At 72.8% G+C, this 3,980-nt stretch carries 6 protein-coding genes; 3 read left to right on the top strand and 3 right to left on the bottom strand.

Annotated features, from left to right (window positions below; all coding sequences use genetic code 11):
• On the top strand, window positions 1–302 hold a 302-nt coding region (locus tag AB0O67_RS36890), incomplete at its 5' end, for a MaoC family dehydratase (RefSeq protein WP_365460349.1).
• A gap of 40 nt (window positions 303–342) precedes the next feature.
• Here the strand turns inward: AB0O67_RS36890 and AB0O67_RS36885 are convergent.
• The 3 genes from AB0O67_RS36885 to AB0O67_RS36875 all read right to left on the bottom strand — a co-directional run bounded on the left by AB0O67_RS36885 (window position 343) and on the right by AB0O67_RS36875 (window position 2,583).
• The gene (locus tag AB0O67_RS36885) at window positions 343–984 is read right to left on the bottom strand and encodes a TetR/AcrR family transcriptional regulator (RefSeq protein ID WP_365460346.1); all 642 of its coding nucleotides are present in this window, start codon (window positions 982–984) and stop codon (window positions 343–345) included.
• Window positions 985–1,084: 100 nt separating this feature from the next.
• Window positions 1,085–1,372: a YiaA/YiaB family inner membrane protein gene (locus AB0O67_RS36880; RefSeq protein ID WP_365460343.1), complete on the bottom strand. Its 288-nt coding sequence runs from the start codon at window positions 1,370–1,372 to the stop codon at window positions 1,085–1,087.
• A 59-nt stretch (window positions 1,373–1,431) separates the two neighbouring features.
• Window positions 1,432–2,583: an acyl-CoA dehydrogenase family protein gene (locus AB0O67_RS36875; protein WP_365460340.1), complete on the bottom strand. Its 1,152-nt coding sequence runs from the start codon at window positions 2,581–2,583 to the stop codon at window positions 1,432–1,434.
• Window positions 2,584–2,670: 87 nt separating this feature from the next.
• On the opposite strand from AB0O67_RS36875, the gene AB0O67_RS36870 reads away from it, so the two are divergent.
• Window positions 2,671–3,312 carry a TetR/AcrR family transcriptional regulator gene (locus AB0O67_RS36870; protein WP_365460337.1) on the top strand — a complete coding sequence of 214 codons (642 nt, stop codon included), beginning with the start codon at window positions 2,671–2,673 and terminating at the stop codon, window positions 3,310–3,312.
• 46 nt (window positions 3,313–3,358) lie between these two features.
• On the top strand, window positions 3,359–3,980 hold a 622-nt coding region (locus AB0O67_RS36865), incomplete at its 3' end, for a winged helix-turn-helix domain-containing protein (protein WP_365460334.1).

The raw sequence follows: 3,980 nt of genomic DNA, 5'->3' as shown, positions 1-3,980 counted from the left end.
CCGCCGCCGGCCCCTTCGGCACGACGATCGCGCACGGCTACCTCACGCTCTCCCTGCTGCCGCTCTTCGGCCCGCAGCTGATCGGCGTCGAGGGCATGAAGATGGGTGTCAACTACGGCACCAACAAGGTCCGTTTCCCCGCCCCCGTCCCGGTCGGCTCCCGGCTGCGCGCCACCGCGAAGATCACCGGCGTCGAGGACGTGACCGGCGGCATCCAGGTGAGCGTCGCCTTCAGCGTGGAGCGCGAGGGCGGCGACAAACCGGTGTGCGTGGCCGAGTCGGTGTCGCGGTACTACCTCTGAGCCGCGGCCGCCTCCGGGACGCCGCCGGTTCCGGCCGCCGCTACCGCGCGGTCGGCGCCTTCCGCACGCCCACCATCCGCAGTACGAGGTCGGCGTAGAGCGCGCCGACCTCGTCGGGCGTCCAGGGGCCGTCGATGTTGAACCAGCGGGCGACGTCGATGCACAGCGACAGCACCGCGAGCGTCGTGCCCTGGACGTCGAGCACCTCGAACTCGCCCACGGCGACGCCGTCCTCGATGATGCCGCGCACCTCGGCGTCGCACCGCCGGCGCAGCGCGACGATCTCCGCGCGGGCCTCGGGGCCCAGCGAGTCCAGTTCGTACTGCACCACGCGCGCGGTCGTGCGCCCCCCGGCGTGCCAGCGCACGAAGGAGCTCACGGCGTCGGCGAGCCGCTCGCTCGCGCTGCCCTCGCGCCGGGCCGCGGTGCGCAGGATGTCGAGGGCCCGCTCGTGGCCGATCCTGCTGATGCGGTGCAGCAACTCTTCCTTGGTCTTGTAGTGGATGTAGAGCGCGGCCGGACTCATTCCGGCGCGGCCCGCGATGTCGCGGGTCGTCGTGGCGTGGTAGCCGCGCTCGGCGAAGGCCTCCACGGCGGCGATCAGCAGTCGCCGGGCCGCCTCGGGGGTGACCTCGGCCCATGGCTGCAGCTCGCCGCCGGCCGTCTCCTCCGCCGTAGTCATCGCTCGTTCGCCCCTCTCGCCGATCAGAGGCACCACCATACCGCCGAAGCTGAGCGAGCGCTTAGCGAGGCCTCCGGAGGCGCCCGCACGCAGCAGGCCCTCAGAGCTTCTCGAACGGGTCGTGCTCGGCGAGCAGCTTCTCCAGCCGGGCCTGGTCCACCCGGCTCACGATCTGCCCGGCCTCCTGCCGGTCCCGGACGACCTTGGCGAGCGTGAAGGCGGACGTGACGAGGTAGAGGACGGCGATGGCGAGGAAGGCCCGCACCCACGGGTCGGCCTCCAGCCGGAAGATGCCGACGGCGGTGGCGCCGAGGGCGAGCGCGAACGACGCGACGGCCTGTCCGTAGAAGGCGGCCGTGCTCTGCTGCTTGACCGGTGAGTCACTCATGAGGAACAGGGTCGGCGGACGTGGCGCCCACCACATCCGCCGAAGTACTCAGAAGGTACTCAGAATGCCGAAACGCCCGTCAGCGCCCGCCCGATGAGCAGCTTCTGGATCTGGCTCGTGCCCTCGTAGAGGGTCATCACGCGGGCGTCGCGCAGCAGCTTGCCCGCCGGGTACTCGTCGATGTAGCCGTAGCCGCCGTGGACCTGGAGGGCGTTGTTGGCCGCGCGCACGGCCGCCTCCGAGGCGAAGAGCTTGGCCGTGGAGGCCTCGGTGGCGAAGGGCAGCCCGCGGTCGATCAGGTCGGCGACCCGCCAGGTCAGCAGCCGGGCCGCGTCGACGTCCACGGCGATGTCGCTGATCAGCTCCTGGACGAGCTGGTGATGGGCGATGGTCCGGCCGAACTGCTCGCGCTCCCCCGCGTGGCGGACCGCCGCGTCGAGTGCGGCCTGGGCGATGCCGACGCATCCGGCCGCGACCGACATCCGCCCCTTCGCCAGGGCGGACATGGCCACGGAGAAGCCCTTGCCCTCCGGGCCCAGCATCGCGGAGGCGGGCACCCGGACGTCCTCCAGGACCAGTTCGGCCGTGGCCTGGCCGCGCAGGCCGAGCTTGCCGTGGAGGGCGCGGCGGGTCAGTCCCGGCGTGTCGGCCGGCACGAGGAACGCGGAGACGCCCTTGTGACCGGGCGCCCCGGTGGAGCGGGCGAAGAGCAGGACGACGTCGGCCCAGGTGCCGTTGGTGATGAACATCTTGGTGCCGTTGATGACGTAGTCCCCGCCGTCGCGGACCGCGCGGGTGGTCAGGTTGCCGGCGTCGGAGCCGGTGCCCGGCTCGGTGAGGCCGAAGCAGCCGACGTACGCGCCGGAGGTCAGGCCGGGCAGCCAGCGCCGCTTCTGCTCCTCGTCGCCCCAGGCCGCGACGGTCTTGGCGACCAGGCCGAGGGAGACGGAGACGATGCCGCGCACGGAGGAGTCGCCGCGGCCGAGCTCCTCGGTGACCAGGCAGTACGCGAGATGGTCGCCGCCGCTGCCGCCGTACTCCTCGTCGACGGTCAGGCCGAGGAAGCCGACCTCGCCGAGCTTCTTGACGATCCCCCGGTCGACCTCCTCGGCGCGGTCCCAGGTGATGACGTGGGGGGCGATCTCGCGGTCCACGAAGTCCCGGGCGAGCTGCCGTACGGCGGTCTGCTCCTCGCTCAGTTCCAGGTTCATGACACGTCACCCCACATGAAGGACACCTTGAATGTAGTACGGTAAATTAGCACTGCTAGTTTCCGACTCAGCCCTACTATGTGCGCCATGGCCCGACCGCGCAAGCCCCTGCTCAGCACCGACCGGATCGTGGACGCGGCCCGGGCGCTGGTGGACACGGAGGGCCTCTCGGCACTCTCCACCCGGCGGCTCGCCGCGGAGCTGGGAGTGAGCGGGCCCTCGCTCTACAACCACTTCCGCACCAAGGACGAGATCCTGGAGGCGGTCGCCGACTCGGTGAGCGCGCAGGTCGATCTGTCGATGTTCGAGGACGGGCGGGACTGGCGGACCGCGCTGCACGACTGGGCGGTCTCCTACCGGGCCGCGCTGCGCGACCACCCGAACATCGTGCCCGTGCTGGCGCGCGGGCCCGGTCGCCGCCCGGCCGCGCTGCGGCTCGCCGACGCCGTCTACGGCGCGATGGTCGAGGCGGGCTGGCCACCGGCGCAGGCCACGTCCATCGGCGCGCTGATGCGGTACTTCATCATGGGCTCCGCGCTCGGCTCGTTCGCCGGGGGCTTCGTGACCGACGAGAGCGCGTACGACCCCGCCGACTACCCCCATCTCGGCCAGGCGCACCTGCTCGCCGAGCGGCAGGAGAAGATCGACGAGCGGGCCTTCGAGACCGGGCTCGGCGCGCTGCTGGACGGGCTGGCGCAGCAGTACGAACAGGTCGGGCGGCTCGCCTGAACATATTTCGGTGGGCGCCGAAAGATGTGTGTCCCATGCTGGGTGCATGACCTCCAAGGACCCCCGGGCCCCGGCGCTCGCGCGGCTCGCCGGGCTGATCGCCGACGAGACGCGGGCCGCCTGTCTGCTGGCGCTGCTCGACGGGCGGGCGTGGACCGCCGGCGAGCTGGCGCGGCACGCCGGGGTGGCCGCGTCGACGGCGAGCGAGCACCTCGGCAAGCTCGTCGCGGGCGGAGTGCTGGCCGAGGAGCGGCAGGGCCGGCACCGGTACGTACGGCTGGCCGACGCGCGGATCGCGCAGCTCGTGGAGGACCTGGCCGCGCAGGTCGCGCCCGGTGCCGTGATCCGGCGGCCGGGCGGGCTGCGCGAGGCGAGCGCCGGTTCGGCCATGGTCCGTGGCCGCACCTGCTACGACCATCTCGCCGGGCGGCTCGGCATCACCGTCACCGACGCCCTCACCGCGCGCGGACTGCTGCGGCCGGCCGGTGAGCCGAAGGGACCCACCGATGCCGCGAGTTCGACCGTGCCGGGGCCCGGCGGACCGGACGTGGGCGGGCTCCCGGCACCGGCCGGCGAACCCCGCGGGCGCACGGGCGGCGGGCGGTCCGGCGGGTTCGCGCTCACGGACGCGGGCCTGCGGTGGTTCGGCGATGCGGGCATCGCCCTGG

Source organism: Streptomyces sp. NPDC086077 (assembly GCF_040686175.1).
GTDB lineage: Bacteria > Actinomycetota > Actinomycetes > Streptomycetales > Streptomycetaceae > Streptomyces.
Note: the sequence above shows the minus strand (reverse complement) of the source record. Positions and strands in the feature narration are given on the sequence as shown.